The sequence below is a fragment of the Leptolyngbya sp. 7M genome (genome assembly GCF_018128485.1).
In genome coordinates this window covers 1,832,091-1,853,212 of sequence record NZ_CP070897.1, presented here as the reverse complement: position 1 = coordinate 1,853,212, position 21,122 = coordinate 1,832,091, and the positions used below count along the sequence as shown (strand labels likewise).

Here is a 21,122-nt window from a genome sequence, read left to right as displayed (position 1 = left end):
CAATATAGGATTGTTGTATTAGAAGACCGATAAAGGCTCAGCAACTGATGCGGACGGAGAGATACTAGCAGCAAAGCTTAGCTTTCTAGTAATAGGGTTGATAAATCCTATTTGTTTCAAGCGGTTTTCGACATATTCCAATGTCCCTTTTACTTGAACACAGCGTGCATTGCCATACTCATCAACAAGATTGTATCCAACACTTTCTTCTGCCATTGGGTAGCCACTACATTCACCATAATAGGAACAGGATGAGCAGGCAGAAGCCATTCGCTGTTCAGCCGCTGCAATCACTTTATTGTGAGCCGGACTGTGAATAATGTCCGTTAGCGGCGTGGTGAATAGATTACCATGCCTGAATTCAGGATTATAGGCATCTGAATAACTATAAATATCACCATTTGTATTTACTAGGTAGATCGACTCCCATTCTCGTTTGTCATAGAAAGAAGGCGCTGAGTCTCGACAGTGGTGGTAGATCACCTGACGAATATATTCATCGATTGGACTAACTCGAACTGGCTTTTGACTGGTTAGAGACAGTTCAGCCAGCGTACAGAAGGCCGCCAGAACCTCCTCTGGGCTGATTTCATAGCCTTGATGCTGTCCGTCAAATGCTCCTTCGAATAAAGGCAACACGCGGAAGGCAATCTCTCTTGTGGCATAAAAATCATAGATCTCTTGCAGATGAGGTAGGTTCAGCTTTGTCAAAACCGTCAAGCAGGCAAAGGAAATACCTTCTTGCCGTAGCCATTCCATATTGGCCATTACAACAGGCTGAGAAGTGACGCCTCGTTGGGTGACGCGCAGATCGCCAAACAAGTCAACTGAAACACCAATGGCATCGAATCCCTCTTTCAATAACCTCAGTCTCTCTTGGTTGAGCGTTGTTAAATTGGTTTGAACACAATTTCTGATTGAACCATTCAAAGAGCGAAAAATTTTGCGTTGTAGCTCAAAAGCTCGCCAGTAGTAGTCAGGGTGTTGCAGCAGCGGTTCTCCTCCATGCCAGATAAAATCGATATTGGTGGCATGGTTGAGTTGAGAGTAATGACTGAAAATATTTTTGAACATTTGCTCTAGCTGTTCTAATGTTATGGCTTCTCTACTGCCAAGTTCAGCATATTCATAACAATAACGACAGCGTAGATTGCAAAATTTAGAGCTTTTGACCACAAATTGCACATTTCGTTTCTCATAGGTTCTCATAGACTACTCCAGAGGCGTTGAATTTTGAGTTAAATAAAGAGCTTTACCAGATGTTGATAAAGCTCTATGAAACTGAATCCCGGTATCTAGCGAGTATCGAACTGCTTAGTCGGCACACTGCTAGATTGCAGATTAGCAGAGAGGATAGCCTTTCTGCTTGACAACCGGCAGTCTGCCTTACTTCGGAGCAGATGCCTGAACAAATTCTGGCTCATCGCTAAAATCTACAAACTGCCTAAAGGGTGTGTCGCCCAAACCCAACAATTTTTTGCCTAAATTAATCACATCAGTAATGGTTGAAGTGAAGGAGCCTCCAGCGATCGCATCTAACTGTTCAGCAGAAAGCTCGGACTGTTTATCCATCACAGACTTAAGGTCGTTACTGGTAAATTGATAACCGTTTTCTTGTGCAATTTGAAGCAACAGGTCGGGGTCAGTTTTGGCAAGAGCGTAATAGATCTGTCCTTGAATGTCAGTATTTTTATGTGCAGCATCAAAGAATTTGATTACTGTATCTTCAGCCATAAATCATTTCTCCTGCATTAGGTTTTAAGTGAACAGATTAATCCTAGGGTTAAAAATATTTTTTGTCGATTAGAAAAAGTCTGAAAAGGTCTGAAGAATTAAACTGACTTTGTACAGTGAAAAATTATTACTTCATGGGCATAAACTAGAAAAAGTCTGAAAAAGTAATAAAAAGTCAGAACTTGCACAATTTCTGCGTTAAACCTTTGATTTATTCAGGAGAATCGATCTAGAATTCTGTCTAATTTCATAGTAGTGCTAGAGTTTGGCGATCGAGCCACTTCCAAAATTTCACCTCAAAGTGCATCCTAGAAATTCTCTTGAAATTTGGGTAACTACTGTTGAATAACAGGTCAATACTGCGGAAGTACTGAGCTTTTCATCTTCGTGATTACAAAAAGAAAAAAATTAAGCTATTGTCTTTTACTTGTAATATCTATTATTTTGGTTTTCTGTATTCAATTTCAAAAACAATTAAAGAAAAGTCCATCAAAAAAACATCAAATCAGCAACCGATAAAACTAGCTCTACTGACTACTTATGCTAAATCGATTCAAGCTCGGCACAAAACTCTCATTACTGTTGATATCCATTTTTATTTTAGGCAGTGCTCTTGGTGGAATTGTTCTGGAACGAATTCTAGAACAACGAGCCGAAAATCAGATTACCCAAAGAGGGCTAGTCCTGATGCAAACTATTAGTTCTGTCAGGGACTACACTAATTTGAATATTGTGCCATTGTTGCAGGCAAATTTAGACCCCAAAGAATTTACGCCTGAAATTGTGCCTTCCTATGCGGCTCGACAAGTCTTTGAGATCTTGCATAAAAACCAAGACTACGCTGATCTAGCCTACAAAGAAGCGGTTTTAAACCCCACCAATCCCAAGGATCGAGCTGATTCCTTTGAAACGAGCGTAATCCAACAATTTGAGCAAGATGCGAAAATCAAGCAAATCTCGGGCTTTCGTCAACTTAGGAATGAAAAGATGTTTTATAGCGCTCGACCGCTGCGTGTTGGCAAGGCAAGCTGCCTTCAGTGTCACAGCACGCCTGCTGTTGCTCCCAAAAGCATGGTGAAAGCCTACGGTCAGAAAAACGGCTTTGGTTGGCAGCTCAATTCCTTGATTGGAGCACAGATGGTCTATGTTCCGGCAACTGAAGTTTTTCAAAGCACGCAGCGAGCATTTTTCTCAGTGATGGGGTTATTCATTGGGATCTTTGCTACTGCCATTTGGCTGCTCAACTTTGTGCTCAAACCTACGGTATTGCGTCCCGTACAGCAACTTGCCCGACTATCGAAAAGATTGGGAGAAGGAGCGGTTAAATCAGAGCCGGCCATCGATGAAATGGAGACTCGACGATTAGCAGTTGTGGCGAAACGCCAGGATGAGTTGGGGCAATTGGCCGCTGTGTTTCAGCGGATGGTACAAGAGGTAATGGCCCGCGAACAGCGTTTACGGCAGCAAATCCGGGAATTGCGGTTTGAGATTGATGAAAGCCGGCGGCATAAAGAAGTTGAAGAAATTACAGAAACCGATTATTTCCAGGAGTTGCAAAAACAAGCTCAGGAGTTTCGCAACCAGTCTGCTGAATATGATGATGAATAGCTACAGCGTTCTTAAATCGATTATTTTTTCTTGACTTAAATCATTTTTCTCTATGTTTTCATTTACCGCTAAGCCTAAGCCTAAGCCTAAAATTGTCTCCGTACATTCCTTTCGGGGCGGCACCGGCAAATCGAATATCACGAGTAACCTAGCCGCGACCATTGCCTGCCAGGGGGTCAGAGTTGGCATCATTGATACTGATATTCAGTCTCCTGGTATCCATGTTCTGTTTGGCATGAACGAGAACAGAATAAAATACACGCTGAATGATTATCTCTGGGGTCGCTGTAAGATTGAAGAAACAGCCTATGATGTGAGTTCGGTTTTGCAACGCCAGGATGTGCAAGTCCATCGCGATAGCAGGATTTATTTAATTCCCTCTAGTATCAAAGTCGGTGAGATTTCTCGCGTCATTCGCGAAGGATATAGCGTGAATCGACTCAATGAGGGATTTCGTAAACTGATCACGAACTTGAAGCTTGACTATTTGTTTATTGACACCCATCCTGGGCTGAACGAAGAGACATTACTTTCCATTAGCATTTCCACCATTTTGGTGATCATTCTCCGTCCCGATCGCCAGGATTTCCAAGGGACAGCCGTTACTGTTGATGTCGCCCGCAAGCTAGCTGTTCCCAAAATGTTGCTCGTTCTCAATAAAGTGTTGCCTGAGTTTGACCTGACCACTCTACATCATCAAGTTGAGACATCGTTAAAAACCCAATTGGTGGGAATTCTGCCCCTTTCTGAAGACCTGATCCGGCTTGCCAGTAGTGATGTTTTTTGCTTGTGCCATACGCACCACGGATGGACTCAAGAAATACAGGGCATTGCCCGACAAATTACGTACGACTGAACGCTGATAGATCGAATGAATGGGTACGACGCTACTTGCAAAACATCAATAAGAGGATCTATGAGAGCAGTTCTACTTCTTCTCGGAGAACTAAGTGATAGTGACATTGACTGGATTATTGCCTCTAGTCAGTGCGAGCAAATTGCCCCCGGTGATGTGCTGATCCGGGAAGGTGAAAAGGTTGATGCGCTCTATGTCGTTTTGACCGGAAAACTGACCGTATCGATTTCGCAAGCTAGTGACGATCCGCTATTATAATCGCCGACGTCCTCGGCCGCGATATCGAGGTAAATTCCGAGCCTGAAGCCTCATTGCGCGGAGCGGTTTTGCTTGCACTTGAGAAGACTGGCAAAATAGCTCTTTCCGATTCGATCTCAAAACAAAGTTACAAGGCAATAAAGTTTGACCCGAGATGCCGCGACATTTACCTTAATGCGAAAAAGCGGCATCAGACGGGATACACGAGTTCAGCGAGACCCGAAAACTAATGACAACCGCAACTAAACCGACCAAGAAGACCGACATCGAGACACTTTGCATCAACACTATCCGCATGCTTTCGCTTGATGCGATCCAGAAAGCGAATTCAGGCCATCCGGGCTTGCCGCTTGGAATGGCTCCTGCAGCATATGTGTTATGGTCCAAGTTTTTGCGTCACAACCCTAAGAACCCTAAGTGGTTCGGCCGCGACCGCTTTCTGCTCTCGGCCGGACACGGTTCGATGCTCATTTATTCTCTGCTTCATTTAACTGGCTACGACCTTTCGCTCGACGAGATCAAAAACTTTAGGCAACTTCATTCAAAAACTCCCGGCCACCCGGAGAACATATTGACGCCCGGTGTCGAGATAACGACTGGTCCGCTCGGCCAAGGATTTGCGAACGGCGTCGGAATGGCAATGGCACAGGCCCATCTTGCCGCTCGGTTCAACAAACCCGGGCACAAGCTGATCGACGGTTTCATTTACGGCATCGTTTCGGACGGCGATCTGATGGAGGGCATCAGCTACGAGGCGGCCTCCATGGCGGGCCATTTGAAGCTCGGCAGCCTCATCTACCTTTACGACGATAATCGCATCACCATTGACGGTTCGACCGACCTGGCATTTTCGGAGGATGTAACGAAGCGATTCGAGTCCTGCGGTTGGGTTGTTTCGACGGTCGAGGACGGCAACGACCTAAAGGCGATCGAGGCGGCGATAAAGGCCGCGCAAAAGATAAAAGAGAAGCCTAAGCTGATCCGCGTAAAGACCATTATCGGCTACGGGATGCCAAAGCAGGGCACCTCAAAGGCCCACTCCGATGCGCCCGGCACCGACGCAGTAAAGGAGACAAAGCGGAACCTCGGCTGGCCTGAGAACAAGAGCTTTTTCGTTCCCAAAGAGGCTCTCGCACATTTCCGCACGGCGGTGAAGACGGGCGCGAAGCTTGAAAAGGACTGGAATGCTGCATTCAAGAAATACGAAAAGGCTCATCCGGCGCTCGCGGCTGAGCTTTCGGGCCGGATCGCGCGCCGGCTGCCGGAAGGCTGGGAAGCGGCTTTACCGACGTTTGACGGCACCGACGCCAAGGCGACGCGTGCCTACAGCGGTGATGTGATCAACGCGATCGCCGGGACAATTCCGGCGATGATCGGCGGCTCGGCGGACCTTTCGCCCTCAAACAACACGGTCATAAAGGATTCGGCGGACTTTCAGGCCGGCTCGTACCAGAACCGCAACATACACTATGGCGTCCGTGAGCACGCGATGGGCTCAACGATGAACGGGATGGCGCTCTTCGGAGGGGTTATACCATTCGGCGGTACATTCCAGACATTTTCGGACTATATGCGGCCGGCGATCCGCCTGGCGGCGCTCTCACACATTCAGGTCATTTACGTTTTTACGCACGATTCGATCGGACTTGGCGAGGACGGCCCGACGCATCAATCTGTTGAACACCTCGCGGCTCTTAGGGCGATCCCGAATCTCGCACTGATCCGCCCTTGCGACGCGCATGAGACACGCGAGGCATGGCGTGCGGCCTTGAAACGTACAAATGCCCCGACTGCGTTCGCATTCTCGCGACAAAAGATAGCACTCATCGACCGTAAGAAATTTGCCAAGGCCGACGGCCTTCACAAGGGCGGCTATATACTCGCCGAAGCCACTGACAAGGCCGGCAAAAAGGCAGAGCCGAAACTTATATTGCTCGCGACCGGTTCCGAGGTTGGCCTCGCGCTCGAGGCCCGCGAGAAACTCAACGCCGCCGGGACGCCGACGCGGGTCGTCTCAATGCCCTGCTGGGAGTTTTTTGATGAGCAATCGGCGAATTATAAGGAAACCGTTTTGCCGGCAAAGGTGAAGGCACGGCTTGCCATCGAGGCCGGAGTTTCAATGGGCTGGACAAAGTACGTCGGCGACGCCGGCGACACGCTTTGCGTAGACAAATTTGGCACCTCGGCCCCGGCCGAGGACGTCTTCCGCGACTATGGCTTCACAGTTGATAACGTCATAAAGCTGGCCAGAAAACTACTTTAGGGAATAACTACGGATAGAAGTGATCATTGAGATCAGAAGACAATTGATGAGAACCAGAGTTTTCACCAGTATTTTTTTCCTGCTCGCATTCTTCGCGGAGCCTGTGAGTTTCACCTTTGCTCAGACGGCGGAGCAGCTTGCGAGGGCGAAGGTGCTTTTCGACCAGGGATTGGCAAACTACGAACGCGGACAATATGACGCGGCGATAAATGATTTCACCGAGTATGTGAAGATAAGGCCGGCCGAACCGGCGGCGTGGTTCAATCTAGCCTTGGCTCGATACTACAAAACCCAGGCGAGCCCGAACGAGACGGGCTATCGGCAAGCGGCGGCCGATGTTTCGCAAGCGATCAGGCTGGACAGCAAGCAGGCTGTTTATTGGCATACTCGCGGCGGTATCTATTCACAGCTGATGGTCGTCGATCTCGCGGCCTCGCGGGATAAGGCCATTGCTGACTTTACGGAGGCTATCCGGCTCGACCCAAAATATGCGCCGGCGTTCCGCGAACGCGGCGTGGTTTACGAAAGGGTCGGTCGTAACCGTGAGGCTCTTGCCGACCTGAACACGGCCATCCGGCTCGATCCTGCGAACGCCGTCGCACATTACACGCGAGCAAAGGTCTATGGCGCCCAAAAGAACTATGCCGCCGCACGACGCGATGCCGAAACAGCGCTCCGCCTGGACCGTAACTACTCGGTTGCACAGATATACCTCGACTACATAAACAGCGAAGAGCGAAAGGCGAGTTCTGTCGCTCGCAGCCCGCAACCCTCGCGACCGGCTCCCATTCGTCCGGAACCTGCTCCGACAACGCGTCCTTCGGCCTCAGGTCCAAAAACACCCGCAGAGATAACCGATACCGCCGAAGCTTTTCAATTGGCAAGCGCCGCAGAATCAGCTCGCGATCACCGCCAAACGATCGCCTATACAACACGCTTTTTAGAATTGCTCCCGATGGCCGGCCCTACTGAGCCGCGCAATGATCTGATGTTAAGCATCTTTACGGGCACGCTTGGAATGCGGGCAAAGGCATATTCCGCACTCGGTGATAACGCCCGGTCAGATGCCGACTACGAGCGTGCCGCGAAGACGGCAATGGATGCGACCGTTCGATATATGAAAGCGTCCAACGACGCGCTTGAACAGAGCGGAGCTTCCTCGGCCGCGGCTTTGATCAGGTCCGTTGCGGAATCTGCTAAAGCCGTTATCTATTGCACTTCGGGATATGAAACGGCGAAGGAATGGGTCGAGACAGTGGACCGCACGCGTCCAGATGCGCGTAGCGATTCGTTAAAGGCTGTGGTAACAATGGCAGGTGTCCGCGAGCTGTGGGTGCAAGCCCACATAATGCATGCCGGCGGCACGGCGGTACAGTCAGCACTCGGCGGGAACGACCGGCAGAAGATCTACTCAGAATCGCTTGCGATACTTCAAAAAGCCATATCGATGATGCCCAACTATACTGAGATATACAAGGAAAGAGCAAATATCCATCGTCGCTTTGGCCGTACCGACCTCGCCGCCGCGGATGAACAAAAGGTCCGCCAGCTCGAGGCCTTAAAGAGCTCTCCTCGTTAGATCTTAGATCAATGAAAGAAGTTCTAGGGCTTCACATGATCAATCAAATACAATCCTAAGCGAATGCCGCAGTCCTAAGATCAGGTCTGAGCCCGGCTTCCCGCCTACGTTGGTATTAAGCACAAAAAGAGTGGCGGTTTTCGCAATGGGTTGGAATTCGATATAGCTGATAAAGCCGTTCTGGTCGCCTCCGTGCCCGATGAGTTTTCGCCCGTTTCGGTCGTCGATAAAAAAGATCAGCCCTATGTCGGTCGTAAATCCGACGTTGCCGTTAGCATCTGTAGCGGCGGAGAGCCGCGGTTGGAACATTTCTTCCAGAGAACTTCGTCTCAGTATAAGATCATAATTTCTGACACCCTCAGGCGAGGCCGGTTCTGCAACGCCTGTCAGGAAATTCAAATATTTGACCATATCCGAAACGGGGGCGTTCAGACCGCTGTTCGAAACCGTGATGCCTGTATCCGCGTCAAAACGGCCCTCGGTTCGGATACCATCCCGGATGTAATAAGAATGTGATCTATGTCTCATCAGGTGTGTGGGTGTAGTGTCGAAATAGCTGCGGTGCATACCGAGCGGTCGAAGGATATTTTTGTCGATGTAGGCCTCGTAAGGCTCGCCCGAAACCTCCTCGATGATGCGGCCGAGGTAGATTATACCGGGGTTCGAATAGCTGAACTTCGTACCCGGCTCGAAAAGTACTTCGGTAAACGGGAACATTGCGACCAGCTGCGACCATTCTGTCGGTTCAAAAGGTTCCCACGACTTATTGTTCCTCCAAGGCCAAGTGCCGCCTCGAAAGCCGCCAGAGTGCGTAAGCAGATGGCGGATAGTTATTTCATCCATCGAGCCGAATGGGTTATATATCTTGCGAAGTTCAGGCAGATATTTCGTCGCAGGATCATCTAGCCTGAGCAAACCTCGGTCGCGAAGCTGCATTATCGCAATTCCGGTAAAAGGCTTCGTGTTCGATGCCCAATGATAGATGGTGTCGGAATCTATTTGTTGATCTTTTCCTATATTTGCAAGTCCGAAATGGCTTTCCGCACTCAGCCGACCGCCTTTTAGAACTAAAAGGCTTCCGCCGACGACCCCGGCTTCTTTCGATCGTCGCACAAATTCTTCGGCGAGTTTCTTAGATGGATCCATTTGAGCAATGCTACTTGTCATAAACGAGAGGATGATGGCTGCTGCAAAAAAGATCTTCATTTCGATAAAGATTAGAAAAGCCTGTTCCGAAATAACTTACAACTAATACCTTAAAACTGAAAACTGTTGGAAAAGAAAGTAACGTGTTTCGCCGTCGTGTGAAATTCCGCGTTCGGGTTTAGATCAAAACGCACGGAGCATTTTCCCGGTTCATTACCATTGGTTTCCTGTTATACAATTAGCATTGAATGAGCAATTACGAGAGTTTGTCAGAAACCCAACAGTTTGCCTGCCGCGTTATCGCCGATCACGCTCGCTCGACCGCATTCGCGATCGCAGATGGCATATTGCCCGGCAACGAAGGGCGAAATTATGTTCTGCGAAAGATAATGCGGCGCGCTATCTATCATGGCCGCGAACATCTAGGATTCAAAGAGCCATTTTTCTATAAGGTCTGCGATCGCGTGATCGATCAAATGCACGAAGCCTTTCCGGAACTGGCAGTCCAGCGGGATTTCGTTACGAAAATGGTTCGGCTTGAGGAAGAACGGTTTGGAAATACAATGACCGTCGGCCTCGGTAAGCTCAGTGAACTCACTATCACATCCGAAGGGGTTTCTAATGAAGAACTTTTCCCGCGGATCGCCAAGCTCTATGACACTTACGGTACGCCGCGCGACCTGATCCGCGTTTTCCTTGAAGAGAAAGGCATAACCTTTGAAGAAGACGATTTCAATCAACGGTTTGACGCCGCCTTGCAGCAGTTGCAGCAGCAATCCGGCATCGGCAAAACCGAACGAAAAAGCGAGATCTCGCCGATCTATGCAGAGTTGCTTGAGGTGGTCGGGCCTTCGAAGTTTCACGGTTACGAAACTACTCGGGTCGAAGAGAGCGACGTGGTCGGGATCGTCAAAGCCGATACCCGCGTTGACGAATTAAAGGAAGGCGAAGATGGTCTCGTCGTGCTGAGAGACACCCCTTTCTATGCCGAATCAGGCGGGCAGGTCGGGGATGTCGGCGTAATATTCAATAATGAAGCAAGGTTAAAGGTCGTCGACACATTTGCTCCGCTCTCGGGTCTGATACTGCATAAATCAAAGGTCGAAAGCGGTTCGATAAAGGTCGGAGATAAGGTTGCTGCCTTGGTAGATGAATTCAAACGGGACGCGACGCGGCGGAATCACACGGCAACGCACCTTGTTCACGCAGCGTTGAAAGAGGTTCTCGGTACGCATGTTAAGCAGGCGGGTTCCGTCGTAGCACCGAATTATCTTCGTTTTGATTTCACCCACTATCAGCCGATGAGCGACCTGGAGATAAAGGAGGTCGAAGACCTTGTAAATCGGTATATCCTGCAAAATGAGCCCGTTAATACGAATATGATGGCCTTGGAAGAGGCAATGCGCTCAGGCGCCGTGGCAATGTTTGGGGAGAAATAGATGGCTAGTCCAATCGCTATTCCTGCTCCATCAACCAAGCCTGCAAATCATCCAAACTGATGAAATCCAACAGTGCTTCACTCAACGATTCTAAAGCGGATAAAGATAAGCCAGAAATGGTCGATCGCAGGTTCTCTGGAAGTTCCCCAAACCGCTTCGTTAACTGCCGAATGACAAGATTCATGGTGGCTTCTTCTCGCCCTTCTTCTCGCCCTTCTTCTCGCCCTTCCTGCTTCGCTTCTCGAATTGCTCGTGGCTCCTCGGTCAGATTTAGTCCCAGCATCGCTCTTACCTCCGCTTGACTCAACGTTGAAAACTTGTACACCATAATCGAGGTCACAATGTCTATTATGTCCTGCTTTTCTCGCCTGAATGTTCTTTACCCTTAGTGGTGCAGAAAAGTTCTGAAAGGCTTGCTGTAGGGAGAAGCAGTTCGGGCTTGGTGTAGTTGGGATGGCGTAATTGGTTGCGGCGTTCCCGCACTTCGGCATGGTCTGCCAGAATGCGGTACAGGGTGCGAATCGAACACAGATAAGTGCCTTCGTCGAGTAGGGTGGCATACACTTGCTGGGGCGATTGATCCACAAAGCGCTCACTGTGCAACACGTCCAAAACCTGTTGTCGTTCCTTATGGCTGAGCGCACGCTGAGGTTTCGGCTTGGGTTTAGGGTCTGGCTTGGGCTTTTGCTTGCGATAATAGCGGGCACGGCTAACCCCTAATGCTGCACACACGGGCACAACGCCTAGGGTCGGAGCCAGTTGTTCGACAGCGCTCATCAATCGCTGTTGTCGCTGTTGTTCCTCTCCAGCGTGATGTTTAAGATCGCACAGGCTTTCCTAAGAAACACAGTCTTGGCTGACTGGTTGCAGGGTAAACCCAAATTCAGCCGCCTTACGGTGCAGGTTTTTAACGACCCGTTACAGCAAGTCGTTGACACGGGCAAGCGACGCTGGGTAGACCCGCAGCAGATCCAAATCAGCAGAGGTGGCAGGGCGCAGGTTCATCACAACGTTTTCCCACACAACTCATTCGCGGGTACAGCTTCCACCATCTTATGGGGAATTGGTAAGTCTAAATTTGCCATCAATTCGATAAAGGCAGCACGAGATTTTCGAGTAGCAGGATCACCAGGAGAGTCAACAAATCGAGGATTCCAGCACTTTTCTTCCCCGATCGTGGATATGGCATGCCCCCAATAATCATGTCCTGGATAGACCAGTGTTGTATCCGGTAGAGTAAATAACCGTTGTGTTATCGAGTCGTATAGCTTTCCAGCATCACCGTTTTGGAAGTCGGTACGTCCGCAACTGCGAATTAAAAGAGAATCTCCGGTCAGAACACGATCGTCATTGATTAAATAGGCAAAATGGCTGTCCGTATGCCCTGGCGTGGCAATCGCTTGAATCTGAATGTCTCCCAGTCGCAATATTTCTCCATCCTGAATTTGGCGATCGGCACAAATAGTGTGGGGATTTTGAGGAACGATGCTTCTACACCTGGTTAATTTGCGTAGCTGATCGGTTCCAGTAATGTGATCAGCGTGAATGTGAGTTTCCAGACAATACCGTAGAGTCACTCCTAACTCCTCCAGAGTTTGAAGGTCGCGATCGACCTGCTCCAACACCGGATCAACTAGAATTGCCTCTTGAATATACACATCTGCAATCAAATAAGTATAAGTGCTAGATTCTGGGTCAAATAATTGGCGAAATAGTATTCTTTCGACGGATTCCATTGATGCCTCCCTACTTTGTTAAGTAGCGATCGTTTTCAAACCTCTTCTAACCACCACTAGGTTCCTGACTGCTCGCAAAAAACCTGAAGTGATGAATCATCAGCAATGTATGTCATCTCTCCATCTCGAATTAGCCTGGACGTATGCAAGCAAGGGACACGCTGATGCGTTCAAATCCAACAGTATCTCCAAGAGCACGTAGATATGTTTCTGAATTGGGGTTAAGTGGATGGTGAAACTCAAACTCATCCATTGCACGAATGGCTGAAGCTTTTAATAACGGATGCTGTTTCTCAGTCATGTTGATTTCTGACTAATGCCCAGTTTGGGTATGAATTATTTCTGTAAATTTTCCATTGATAGTTAACGCCAGGGCGGATTTAGCCATCAATCTTGTGGCTCACAGGATAACGGCAAAACCCGCCTCTACTCTAGCGATCGGGTTGAGGAGTCATCCGCAAGTAAGGTTTAATCTCCATGACTCCTTTGGGAAATCTCTGCTTTGCTTCCTCGGTAGGAATGGAAGGCACCACAACGACATCCTCTCCTTCTTTCCAGTTCACCGGAGTTGCGACCCCATAATTATCAGTTAGTTGCAAAGAATCAATTGTTCGCAAAATCTCGTCAAAGTTGCGTCCTGTGCTGGGTGGATAGGTAATGGTTAGGCGCAATTTCTTGTTTGGATCAATCACAAAAACAGTTCGCACAGTGAGTTTTGCATTGGCATTGGGGTGAATCATGCCATATAGATTTGAAACGGCTTGATCCACATCAGCAAGAATCGGATAATTGACCTGGGTGTTTTGAGTTTCATTAATATCGCTAATCCAACCTTGATGCGAGTTTACATCATCCACGCTCAGTGCTATCACCTTTGCGCCCCGCTTCTCGAACTGAGGCTTGAGTTTGGCAACCTCACCCAGTTCCGTTGTGCAAACGGGGGTATAGTCTGCGGGGTGGGAAAATAGAACAACCCAACTGTCACCTGCCCAATCATAAAAGTTAATTTCACCTTGAGAAGATTGTTGAGTGAAATTAGGTACGGTATCACCAAGTTGAAGAGTCATTATTAGTCTCCTTGTGTGTTTAAGAAATTAAGCTTCTCGTTCTGGACCTGTCTCGACTGGTAAATCTGGGTAGGAACTATATTCAGTCCAAGACCCTTCATACACTCGGACGTTGGGGTATCCCAACAGATGTTTGAGCACGATGTATTGTAGGGTGGCTTCTCGCCCCGTACTGCACGTGACAATAATGTCTTTGGTTGGTTGAATATTGCGATCGTTAAGTAATTGGCGAATCTCGCTGAGGGGTTTCAACGCATGAAAGTTTCCTTCATTGGTTGCAGCATCACCCTCAGTAAACAAAGTCCAGGGGATATTTCTGGCTCCAGGAATATGTCCATTCCGCACCCAGATTTGTTCTTCACCTCGAAACACGTTGGGCGGTCGCGGATCAAGGAATGTAATGCTTGAGTTACCAATAGCTTGTCTCACATCTGCCAATGTGACTCGTACCGAAGGATTATCTCGAATCGTGAACTGACGAATGTCATACTGAGGAAACTCCTTCGCTACAGGTTGACCTGAGTCTTTGTAGACTTTATATCCACCGTCCAACACAGCAAGCTTCTGTAAGCCCGATCGCTCTAGAAGGTATGCCACCATTGTGGCACCCAAAATATCTCGCCCATCAGAATAGACCAACACTTGGCTACTGCGGGTTAACCCAGCCTGAGCAAACAGCTGAGACAAGTGATGTGTCGTCCAATATTGCACAGGTAACACTCCATTAGGACCCCGAAAGGCACCTTCTGCAATATGAACTGCATTAGGAATATGTCCAGTGAAGTATTCCAGGTAATTACTGCGAACATCTAATATACGTAAGTTAGAGTCGCGTGCATGTTGAGCAACCCAGTCAGGGGAGACAAACTGGATTGTTGCTCTGGACTCAGCTTGAACAGATGAATTGGCTAATGCTGGAAGAGCAATCAATCCGATTAGAAACACAAGCAAAACACCAAACATTTTCAAACGTTTAAGCTTGAAGTGAATGAAGTTCATGGAAAATCTTTCACCTAAACAATGAGAAAAGTGGCAACTACTCTGTCACTCTGTATGCTAAACTTCATAGCCTTTAGGCAACTTGCGTTCAATACGCCGATCGTCGTACTTAATTGTTGCGGAATTGTTACAAATCCACCTCTAAATGGGGTACTTCTATTAATCCTTTGAAATCACCCTGATGGGTGATTTCAAAGGATGGCTACTTAATGACACATTAATACTTAACTATTTTGTGTTCAAAACTACTAATTCTTTATTTCTGATTATTTGGGAATGGCTAGCTCTCATTCGCATAAGTTTTGCCAGTTCCGGTGATGAACAAGGACTCACAAATGTTGCCCCCATCATTTCCCAAACTATGACAATCCTTACAAACAGCGATTTGCACGGTATCTTTAAATTTCTTCAAAGATTGCACACCCTCTGCGATCAGGCGTCTCTTCCGTCCCATGTCATCTCAATCCTCCCAGAGGTTCTTCCTGGGGAATTCCTTAGCTACTTAATTATTGATTTGGAAAGTCAAGAAGTGAAGTTTCTGGCTTCATCGATTCCTAATGTTGAAGAAGATTTAGGGATTAAAAAAGTTGCTGATGATTACGTTAAAAAAAATCGGTCTCCCGAAGAACATCCCATTATTCATCATTATTTGAAAACGGGCAATGGTAGAGCCTTCATGCTTTCTGATTTTTCCTCTAGACAGCAAGTGGATAGCTTGGAAGGGTTATATCAGATGTCTATGCGCCTACTAGGACTAGAAGACTTGATGATGATCTTTTTGCCGGTTGATTCAACTCCAACACCGGAAAGTAAGCAACTGAAATCAAATCAGAAGCTTCTTACAGTTAATGTACTGCGATCGCAACGGAACTTCTCTGAGCGCGATCGCAGCGTTCTCAATATCCTGCGCCCTCACTTTTTTCAGGCATACCAAAACGCGCAAGCTGTTACTCGAATGCAGCAGAAGCAAGCTCAATTAAATCAAACGATTGAGCAATTGAGTCTAGTTATTTTGAACTACGATGGCAAGGTGCAACACATTACTCAACATGCCTGGACGCTTTTAAGTCAATATTTTCAAGTTTCACATCATTGCAATTCTCCTCTACCTGAAGTGTTGCAACGGTGGATCAAACACCAAATTGCATTATTCACTCAGATTGACAGCTTCTCCTTACCTAATCAGTCCTTTCAAATGGAGTCTGAAGGAAAACGACTAACAATCCGATTTATATTTGATCGGAAACAGGGGCAGTATCTCCTGTTACTTGAAGAAGACCCACCGCGCACTTTTTCAATTGATTCATTGGAGTTATTAGGTTTAACCAGGCGAGAAGCAGAAGTCCTATTTTGGGTTGCGAAGGATAAGAGTAATGGAGAGATCGCTACAACTCTGGGTTGTAGTGACAAAACAATCAAGAAACACCTGGAACACATTTACGCCAAATTCAGTGTTCAGACTCGTACTGGTGCTGTGTTATCTGCCTTAGTACAATTAGGAATGGTCGATTTATAAAGCACTGTGCTCGTCCACTACGTTGTTAACGATCTCGGTCAACAGCGGTCGATCGCCCATCCTCTTGGTTCATACTGCTCTGTTAGTCCAAAAAGCTTTTCTTTTATAGATAGCTGCCACTGGGTCGTCTACGTTGAGTATATCCATGATAACTGGTAGGGCAAAACATGGCAGTGAGCATCTTCGGCACTAAGTATCTTTTTGCAAAACCTAACCCAGAAACTTCTCAAGTTACTATTCTACTGGCAACTTTGGAGAAATTACCTTTGGTCACCAACAGATAATCTTTCAACCACTGCCCCTACCAAAGACTGAGCAGCATAAAGAATCTATGTAAGCCGTGGGAAAGTAGAAGAAATCACTCAAACCACCTTCCCACAACTGGAGAATAGCATGAAGATTCTGGCAGTAGACCTGGGTAAATACAATTCAGTCGCTTGTTTGTTTGACACTACCACTAACCAAAGCGAGTTCGAGACGATCGTCACCCAACGGTGGGCCTTCGAGCAACTTCTGAATCAAACCAAACCCGACCAAATCGTCATCGAGACCAGTTCAATAACAGGCTGGGTACATGACTTTTGCCAAAGCTTGGGGTACCAGGTCTTAGTTGCCAATCCCAGTGCTGAGGCGTGGCGATGGAAAAACGTCAAACGCAAAACCGATAAAGATGATGCCCTCAAACTGGCAAAGCTCACTGCCCTTGAGCAAGTATCAGCGGTTCACGTTCCGGTGGCAGAACGTCGTCAATATCGCTTAGGAGTGAAGTACCGTAAAACCCTGGTCAATCGCATCAATCGCATTCAGAACCATATTCGCGCTTTATTTGACCACCAGGGCATCAGCATTCCCAGTGGACATCAAGCTTGGACTGCCGCAGGTATTGAAACCTTAAGTCAACACCGTAAACCTTTGGCAGAGTGCCAACTGAACGAATTCTGGCGAGGTGAACTTGACTTGGAGTTGCAGAGCCTAGATGCCCTCTGGCAACCATTGCAACAAGTGGATGACCAGCTTGAAAAAGTGGCTAAGCAAGATGAACAAGTTCAACTGTTACAAACCATTCCAGGGGAGGGACGGAGAACGGCTGAGGTCATCGTTGCCGCATTGACATGGGGACAAATAAGCAATGACGTTCTCGTGTCTCCAGAGAAAGATATCCAGATCGTGGTTCAGCGTGGCGGCGAACGCATCCCGCTGACGCTTCGCCCGACAAGCGTCGAGCGTGACGGCAATAAGATAGGTGAGATCGGAGTCCGTCCGGAAACAGGAGCAGAACCGGTTGTGGTCGGCGCGGTTCAGGAAGATATGCCTGCTGCCGCTGCGGGCCTGCAAAAAGGAGACAAAGCACTTGCGATCAACGGTAAGACGATCACGAATTCGAATGAGGTGATCAACACAATTCGTGAGAACAAGGAGAATCCCGTAACTTTGCTGATTGAACGCAACGGCGAACGGAAGGAGATCACCATCATGCCCAAGCTTTCTGATGAAGGCGTTTACCGGATCGGGGCTGTTTTTGCGTCCGATGCTGTGACGGCGCGTGAAGCGGTTGGGCTTGGCGGGGCGGCGGCCTATGCATTCAAAACAAATTGGGAAATTCTGCGGCTGACCGGGAAGGTTTTCGGACAGTTATTCTCCGGCCAGCGTTCTGTTCGAGACTCCGGACTTGCGGGCCCGGTGGGCATTGTAGGTGTGATCACAAATGCAGTGTCACAGGCAGGATTTGGCGGTCTTATGTTCGTGCTTGGGATCATTAGCCTGAATCTCGGGATCTTCAATCTGCTGCCGATACCGTTGCTTGACGGCGGGCAAATAATGATGCTCGGTATCGAGAAAGTGATGTCATGGTTCAATATGACATTGTCGGTGGCTATCCGAGAAAAGATCCAGCTTGCGGGACTTGCAGTCATACTGATGCTGATGGTCTTTGTGATGTATCTGGATATTTCAAAGTATTTCTAGACGAGCTTAGCAGGTATGAAACGAGTATCTAGAGCGGTAAAGATACGTGATATCCAGATCGGCGGCGGTGCACCGGTAACGGTCCAATCAATGACCAAGACTGACACGGCCGATGTTGAAGGAACGGTCCGTCAGATCGAAGAGATGGTCGAGGCCGGTTGCGAGATCGTTCGTGTCGCGGTTCCGGATGATGATGCGGCGGCAGCGCTTAAAGCGATACGCAAACGGACCGATGTGCCGCTTGTTGCAGACATTCATTTCCACTACAAGCTAGCTCTAAAGGCACTCGAAGCGGGGGTCGATAAACTGCGTATAAATCCGGGGAACATCGGCCATATTGACCGCGTGCGCGAGGTCGTCCGCGCCGCTGAGGCACAGAACGTTCCGATACGGATCGGTGTTAATGGTGGCTCGCTCGAAAAGGATCTGCTAAAAAAATACGGTCACGCGACGCCCGAAGCGATGGTCGAAAGCGGTATGCGGCACGTCCGTATTCTTGAGGACCTCGGTTTCGGCAACATCGTCATTTCGCTCAAAGCATCTGACGTGAATCGAATGGTCGAAGCATATCGGCTAATGGCTCAGAAGGTCGATTATCCGCTTCATCTTGGTGTAACCGAGGCCGGAACACCCTTTGGCGGAACGATCAAATCTGCGATCGGGCTTGGCATCCTTCTCCACGAAGGTATTGGCGATACGATACGTGTCTCGCTCGCCGCCGAACCTCATGAGGAAGTGCGCGTCGGTTGGGAGATCCTGAAGTCGCTTGAGCTTCGCAAACGCGGCGTTACGGTCGTGGCCTGCCCGACGTGCGGGCGTCTTGATATCGACAATTTTGTCGAGATAGTTACCGAGGTCGAGCGGCGTTTGGCTCACGTAGAAGAACCGCTTCATCTTTCCATCATGGGCTGTGCGGTAAACGGCCCTGGCGAGGCTCACGATTCGCAGCTGGGGATCACATTCGGCCGCAACGTCGGGATGATATTCAAGGACGGCGTGCCGATGCGCCGCGTCGCCGGCGAAGACATCGTCGAAGAATTTGTTAAAGAGGTCGAGATCCTTAGGAAAGAGGGTTCAGCGGCAAAGTCGCTCATTGATGAAAAACCGCTCGTGCAGATCACCTGAACGACCTGTTCCTGAACTTTCACTAAGCCGGAAAAAGAGCGACCCGATACGGCCCAGTTGTATCCTAGGGAAAAAGAAGAGTGAAGGGATAAGCGGGAATATTGCGCAATATCCCAAAACCGATAAGAAGGAAAAGAAGTCCCCAAAGACTGCCGAGCGAGATCGACCAACGCGGAAATGCACGTCCGCGAACCGCAACCAAAAGCATCGCCAGAAAGAAAAACCCGAAGATCAAAAGAAAAAGTGGAATCAAAGCGTTATAACCCAGAGCGGCCGTGATATCACCATGAAAAAGCGCATGAAAACCCCGCGTCAGTCCACAGCCAGGACACGCGAATCCGGTGATGGTATAGAGAGGACATGCTGGGAATAATCCTGACTTTGCGGGTTCAAAATACCAGATCGCAAAAGCACCTGCAGACATCACGGCAACTCCTGCCGCCGACAGGGCACGCTCTAATGATGAAGCAGAAGTGTCTTGAACAACTACGGTATCCATCAACAATCGTCGCAATCCCCGTGAGACTTGAAAATAGAATCAAGAGCCTCTATCATTGCCTCGATCGCGGAGTCGCCAGTCAGATCGTTAGCACCTGCCATCGAAGCAAGGCGGCGAAGACTTGATCCGGTCGTCCCCGAAGGATCGAAAGGGACCTCTTCAAGACTGCGGCCGAGTTCCCTGATCAAAGCCTTTGCCTTTGTATCGTCCGGCACTTTTCCGAGTCCACGCTCCATTTTCATAGAGAAGATATTCGCTGCTAATTCGCCCGTAAGTATCCCGGTGTTGAAGTAGGGCAATTCAGAATTCTTCACCCGTTTCCCAAACTCTTTCAGCATATCCTCTGCAAGCCGCCTACGAACGGGCTCATCCGATCCGGGTATTTTTGCAAGCATTGGCCGCAGGAACTCGAGTCCTTCCGGAATGTCTTCGCTCATTTCCTTGACAATGTCGTTGAACGCCTCTGTGCCAAAGTATCCTAGCAACTCTTGATCGGCAGATGCGATGAACTTGAAAATAAAGCCAAACCCCCAAAGTGCCTGAACCTCATCTTCGCCAAGCGTAAGGACATAATTATAGGTGATCACACCCGAAACTTTTACCGGTTGCCCATTCAAGGTTGTCGGACTGAAACGGGCAAGTCGTGCAGCTTTCTCAGAACTGATCCTTAAAAGCGGATGCCCGGAAACGGCCGATGCAGAAATTATCTCGCCATTCTCATCCACGACCACCTGAACAATTACCGCTCCGTCGGCTTTTAAAGCCCTTGCGGCCGGCGGATATACGGGCTGCGGAAGCGAAAGAGCTTTCCCGTTTAGAACGCCGCCGCTGATCGGCATCGGCATATTGCCCCGGGTAGCAACCGGTTCAACATCTGGTAAGCTCTGTGCCGCAGCGGTTTCTCCAGTTTCCCCTCCAAAATTGTAAACAAGGACACCCTTAACCTTAACAGGATGGCCGCTAAGTATTGTCGGAGCAAACTTTGCTTCAAGCGCGGCCTTTTTAGCTTCATCAACAAGCAGAGGATGCGGCTGTTCTGAAGGCTGTTTTTCAACGGTCCTTCCATCCGACCGAAACATTACATCTTCATTGTAAACGGGCTCAGCCGAAACAACATTTCCTTCTTCATTTATAAGCACGGCGATCTTCACTGTCCCACGTATCCCGGAAACACGGAGCTCATCAGGGTATTGCGGCTTAGGCATTTTTACTGCCTTTCCATTCAAGATCCCTCCACTTACCTCGCTTATGCCCTGAGCCGAGCTGAGTAGTGTGGCCAAGGATAGGATAGTTAACAGAGCAAATACTGGTGCAACACGCTGCATTCTCCCT

Annotated in this window: 18 protein-coding genes and 1 pseudogene; 9 read left to right on the top strand and 10 right to left on the bottom strand. The window is 48.5% G+C overall.

The genetic code is table 11. From position 1 onward, the window contains the following. Positions 1-18 precede the first annotated feature (18 nt). Both JVX88_RS08785 and JVX88_RS08780 read right to left on the bottom strand, forming a co-directional pair. Positions 19-1,209, bottom strand: a complete 1,191-nt coding sequence (locus JVX88_RS08785) for a radical SAM protein (protein ID WP_211626959.1) — start codon at positions 1,207-1,209, stop codon at positions 19-21. Positions 1,210-1,386: 177 nt separating this feature from the next. Then, on the bottom strand, positions 1,387-1,734 hold the full coding sequence (locus JVX88_RS08780; RefSeq protein ID WP_211626958.1) for a Nif11-like leader peptide family RiPP precursor: 348 nt from the start codon (positions 1,732-1,734) through the stop codon (positions 1,387-1,389). A gap of 540 nt (positions 1,735-2,274) precedes the next feature. On the opposite strand from JVX88_RS08780, the gene JVX88_RS08775 reads away from it, so the two are divergent. From JVX88_RS08775 to JVX88_RS08755, 5 genes are all read left to right on the top strand, one after another. Beyond that, positions 2,275-3,342 carry a DUF3365 domain-containing protein gene (locus tag JVX88_RS08775; protein ID WP_211626957.1) on the top strand — a complete coding sequence of 356 codons (1,068 nt, stop codon included), beginning with the start codon at positions 2,275-2,277 and terminating at the stop codon, positions 3,340-3,342. 52 nt (positions 3,343-3,394) lie between these two features. After that, a complete protein-coding gene (locus JVX88_RS08770; protein WP_211626956.1) occupies positions 3,395-4,198 on the top strand; it encodes a MinD/ParA family protein in 804 nt (267 codons plus the stop codon). A 60-nt stretch (positions 4,199-4,258) separates the two neighbouring features. Continuing rightward, positions 4,259-4,456, top strand: a complete 198-nt coding sequence (locus tag JVX88_RS08765; protein WP_211626955.1) for a cyclic nucleotide-binding domain-containing protein — start codon at positions 4,259-4,261, stop codon at positions 4,454-4,456. Between the two features lie 229 nt (positions 4,457-4,685). Further along, positions 4,686-6,719, top strand: a complete 2,034-nt coding sequence (tkt, locus tag JVX88_RS08760; RefSeq protein ID WP_211626954.1) for a transketolase — start codon at positions 4,686-4,688, stop codon at positions 6,717-6,719. Between the two features lie 46 nt (positions 6,720-6,765). Continuing rightward, complete coding sequence (locus JVX88_RS08755; RefSeq protein WP_211626953.1) at positions 6,766-8,298, top strand: tetratricopeptide repeat protein; 1,533 nt, start codon at positions 6,766-6,768, stop codon at positions 8,296-8,298. A 39-nt stretch (positions 8,299-8,337) separates the two neighbouring features. Here JVX88_RS08755 and JVX88_RS08750 read toward each other — a convergent pair whose 3' ends face one another. Continuing rightward, positions 8,338-9,504 carry a serine hydrolase domain-containing protein gene (locus JVX88_RS08750; RefSeq protein WP_211626952.1) on the bottom strand — a complete coding sequence of 389 codons (1,167 nt, stop codon included), beginning with the start codon at positions 9,502-9,504 and terminating at the stop codon, positions 8,338-8,340. Positions 9,505-9,692: 188 nt separating this feature from the next. Here JVX88_RS08750 and JVX88_RS08745 point away from each other — a divergent pair, with 188 nt between their 5' ends. Then, a complete protein-coding gene (locus tag JVX88_RS08745) occupies positions 9,693-10,883 on the top strand; it encodes an alanine--tRNA ligase-related protein (protein WP_211626951.1) in 1,191 nt (396 codons plus the stop codon). 16 nt (positions 10,884-10,899) lie between these two features. On the opposite strand, the gene JVX88_RS08740 is transcribed toward JVX88_RS08745, so the two are convergent. The 5 genes and pseudogenes from JVX88_RS08740 to JVX88_RS08720 all read right to left on the bottom strand — a co-directional run bounded on the left by JVX88_RS08740 (position 10,900) and on the right by JVX88_RS08720 (position 14,685). Further along, positions 10,900-11,166 carry a DUF4351 domain-containing protein gene (locus JVX88_RS08740; RefSeq protein WP_263975576.1) on the bottom strand — a complete coding sequence of 89 codons (267 nt, stop codon included), beginning with the start codon at positions 11,164-11,166 and terminating at the stop codon, positions 10,900-10,902. 143 nt (positions 11,167-11,309) lie between these two features. Further along, a pseudogene (locus tag JVX88_RS08735) lies at positions 11,310-11,720 on the bottom strand (IS3 family transposase); the annotation flags it as partial. Positions 11,721-11,887: 167 nt separating this feature from the next. Further along, entirely contained in the window at positions 11,888-12,619 is a 732-nt protein-coding gene (locus JVX88_RS08730; protein WP_317134616.1) for an MBL fold metallo-hydrolase, read from the bottom strand. A 431-nt stretch (positions 12,620-13,050) separates the two neighbouring features. Further along, on the bottom strand, positions 13,051-13,686 hold the full coding sequence (locus JVX88_RS08725) for a peroxiredoxin (RefSeq protein WP_211626948.1): 636 nt from the start codon (positions 13,684-13,686) through the stop codon (positions 13,051-13,053). Between the two features lie 27 nt (positions 13,687-13,713). Further along, positions 13,714-14,685 carry a sulfurtransferase gene (locus JVX88_RS08720; protein ID WP_211626947.1) on the bottom strand — a complete coding sequence of 324 codons (972 nt, stop codon included), beginning with the start codon at positions 14,683-14,685 and terminating at the stop codon, positions 13,714-13,716. A gap of 181 nt (positions 14,686-14,866) precedes the next feature. Here JVX88_RS08720 and JVX88_RS08715 point away from each other — a divergent pair, with 181 nt between their 5' ends. The 3 genes from JVX88_RS08715 to ispG all read left to right on the top strand — a co-directional run bounded on the left by JVX88_RS08715 (position 14,867) and on the right by ispG (position 19,291). After that, positions 14,867-16,201, top strand: a complete 1,335-nt coding sequence (locus tag JVX88_RS08715; protein WP_211626946.1) for a response regulator transcription factor — start codon at positions 14,867-14,869, stop codon at positions 16,199-16,201. A 393-nt stretch (positions 16,202-16,594) separates the two neighbouring features. Further along, a complete protein-coding gene (locus JVX88_RS08710) occupies positions 16,595-18,166 on the top strand; it encodes a site-2 protease family protein (RefSeq protein ID WP_211626945.1) in 1,572 nt (523 codons plus the stop codon). 15 nt (positions 18,167-18,181) lie between these two features. After that, positions 18,182-19,291, top strand: coding sequence for a flavodoxin-dependent (E)-4-hydroxy-3-methylbut-2-enyl-diphosphate synthase (gene ispG, locus JVX88_RS08705; protein ID WP_211626944.1), 1,110 nt, complete (start codon positions 18,182-18,184; stop codon positions 19,289-19,291). 64 nt (positions 19,292-19,355) lie between these two features. On the opposite strand, the gene JVX88_RS08700 is transcribed toward ispG, so the two are convergent. Both JVX88_RS08700 and JVX88_RS08695 read right to left on the bottom strand, forming a co-directional pair. Further along, positions 19,356-19,790 carry a DUF2752 domain-containing protein gene (locus JVX88_RS08700; protein WP_211626943.1) on the bottom strand — a complete coding sequence of 145 codons (435 nt, stop codon included), beginning with the start codon at positions 19,788-19,790 and terminating at the stop codon, positions 19,356-19,358. After that, on the bottom strand, positions 19,790-21,115 hold the full coding sequence (locus JVX88_RS08695) for an energy transducer TonB (RefSeq protein WP_211626942.1): 1,326 nt from the start codon (positions 21,113-21,115) through the stop codon (positions 19,790-19,792). Before JVX88_RS08695 ends, JVX88_RS08700 begins: the two co-directional genes overlap by 1 nt. Positions 21,116-21,122 lie beyond the last annotated feature (7 nt).

What these genes read in the sequence shown, in the direction of transcription:
- tkt (WP_211626954.1), top strand. Translation starts at nt 4,686, where the DNA reads ATGACAACCGCAACTAAACCGACCAAGAAGACCGACATCGAGACACTT.
- JVX88_RS08730 (WP_317134616.1), bottom strand. Translation starts at nt 12,619, where the DNA reads ATGGAATCCGTCGAAAGAATACTATTTCGCCAATTATTTGACCCAGAA.
- JVX88_RS08725 (WP_211626948.1), bottom strand. Translation starts at nt 13,686, where the DNA reads ATGACTCTTCAACTTGGTGATACCGTACCTAATTTCACTCAACAATCT.
- JVX88_RS08770 (WP_211626956.1), top strand. Translation starts at nt 3,395, where the DNA reads ATGTTTTCATTTACCGCTAAGCCTAAGCCTAAGCCTAAAATTGTCTCC.
- JVX88_RS08745 (WP_211626951.1), top strand. Translation starts at nt 9,693, where the DNA reads ATGAGCAATTACGAGAGTTTGTCAGAAACCCAACAGTTTGCCTGCCGC.
- JVX88_RS08715 (WP_211626946.1), top strand. Translation starts at nt 14,867, where the DNA reads ATGGGTGATTTCAAAGGATGGCTACTTAATGACACATTAATACTTAAC.
- JVX88_RS08775 (WP_211626957.1), top strand. Translation starts at nt 2,275, where the DNA reads ATGCTAAATCGATTCAAGCTCGGCACAAAACTCTCATTACTGTTGATA.
- JVX88_RS08765 (WP_211626955.1), top strand. Translation starts at nt 4,259, where the DNA reads ATGAGAGCAGTTCTACTTCTTCTCGGAGAACTAAGTGATAGTGACATT.
- JVX88_RS08740 (WP_263975576.1), bottom strand. Translation starts at nt 11,166, where the DNA reads ATGCTGGGACTAAATCTGACCGAGGAGCCACGAGCAATTCGAGAAGCG.
- JVX88_RS08700 (WP_211626943.1), bottom strand. Translation starts at nt 19,790, where the DNA reads ATGGATACCGTAGTTGTTCAAGACACTTCTGCTTCATCATTAGAGCGT.
- JVX88_RS08695 (WP_211626942.1), bottom strand. Translation starts at nt 21,115, where the DNA reads ATGCAGCGTGTTGCACCAGTATTTGCTCTGTTAACTATCCTATCCTTG.
- JVX88_RS08755 (WP_211626953.1), top strand. Translation starts at nt 6,766, where the DNA reads ATGAGAACCAGAGTTTTCACCAGTATTTTTTTCCTGCTCGCATTCTTC.
- JVX88_RS08720 (WP_211626947.1), bottom strand. Translation starts at nt 14,685, where the DNA reads ATGAACTTCATTCACTTCAAGCTTAAACGTTTGAAAATGTTTGGTGTT.
- JVX88_RS08750 (WP_211626952.1), bottom strand. Translation starts at nt 9,504, where the DNA reads ATGAAGATCTTTTTTGCAGCAGCCATCATCCTCTCGTTTATGACAAGT.
- JVX88_RS08710 (WP_211626945.1), top strand. Translation starts at nt 16,595, where the DNA reads ATGAAGATTCTGGCAGTAGACCTGGGTAAATACAATTCAGTCGCTTGT.
- JVX88_RS08780 (WP_211626958.1), bottom strand. Translation starts at nt 1,734, where the DNA reads ATGGCTGAAGATACAGTAATCAAATTCTTTGATGCTGCACATAAAAAT.
- JVX88_RS08785 (WP_211626959.1), bottom strand. Translation starts at nt 1,209, where the DNA reads ATGAGAACCTATGAGAAACGAAATGTGCAATTTGTGGTCAAAAGCTCT.
- ispG (WP_211626944.1), top strand. Translation starts at nt 18,182, where the DNA reads ATGAAACGAGTATCTAGAGCGGTAAAGATACGTGATATCCAGATCGGC.